This is a genomic window from Paraburkholderia sp. Ac-20342 (assembly GCF_017104985.1).
Taxonomy (GTDB): domain Bacteria; phylum Pseudomonadota; class Gammaproteobacteria; order Burkholderiales; family Burkholderiaceae; genus Paraburkholderia.
The window spans coordinates 1-922 of record NZ_JAAGPQ010000223.1; the positions used below are offsets into that span (position 1 = coordinate 1).

At 57.4% G+C, this 922-nt stretch carries 1 protein-coding gene; it reads left to right on the forward strand.

Annotated elements, in window-relative coordinates:
• Positions 1-762: nucleotidyl transferase AbiEii/AbiGii toxin family protein (locus G3N58_RS33855; protein WP_206001371.1), on the forward strand; the 762-nt coding region annotated here is incomplete at its 5' end.
• Between the last annotated feature and the right edge of the window lie 160 nt (positions 763-922).

Here is a 922-nt window from a genome sequence, read left to right on the forward strand (position 1 = left end):
CTGATCAACGACGGTGGCGAACTGCCATCCAGCCGCAGCCAAGCCAGCAAATGGACGCAAGCCGTACGCCACCGGCTTCCTGACTGGATCAAAACGAACGTCCAGCCCGTCATTCAGGCATCGCTGGAACACGATCAGCTGAATGCACGGGTTGAGCTTGGGGGACAGGATAACGACAAACTGCTCTTGAGTTACCCTCCCCTCGCCGAGGGGACTGGCTACGTGGCACCGGTGATCACCCTGGAATTTGGCGCCCGTGCTACTGGAGAACCTCATCAGATCATGTCGGTCACGTGCGACATGGACGGGTATGTCCCCGAGGTGTCGTTTCCAACAGCGTCGCCGCTGGTCATGAGCCTCGCGCGGACTTTTTGGGAGAAAGCGACTGCAGCGCATGTGTACTGCGCACAAGGCCGCATCCGTGGCGAACGCTATGCCCGGCATTGGCATGATCTGGCGGCGATTGCGCGCAGTCCGCACTTCGACGAAGTCGTTGCCGATCGCGCTGTCGCGACCATGGTCGCCCAACACAAGTCCATCTTCTTCATTGAGAAAGACGCTAATGGCACAGTCATCGACTACGCCAACGCAGCACAGGGACGGCTACGGCTGGTCCCTGAAGACGATGCGCGCAAAGCCCTTGCGGAGGACTACGCCGCCATGCTGGACGACTCAATATTGCTCGTGGATGCTGCCCCCTTCGATCAACTCATGCAGACATGCGCCGACATCGAAAGCAGGATAAACAGAAGAGACGTGTGATTTAGCATGACATTCCATGCGCTGTTCTCGCTACAGTGTAGTGGTCAACTGATTCCGGACACTGCGTTAAGTTTTTCTTCCGCGACAGCCGGCGCCAGTCCGTCATTGAACTGATGCGGCCGTATCCAGTTGTACCTATGCATCAGGTAGTGACTGATAT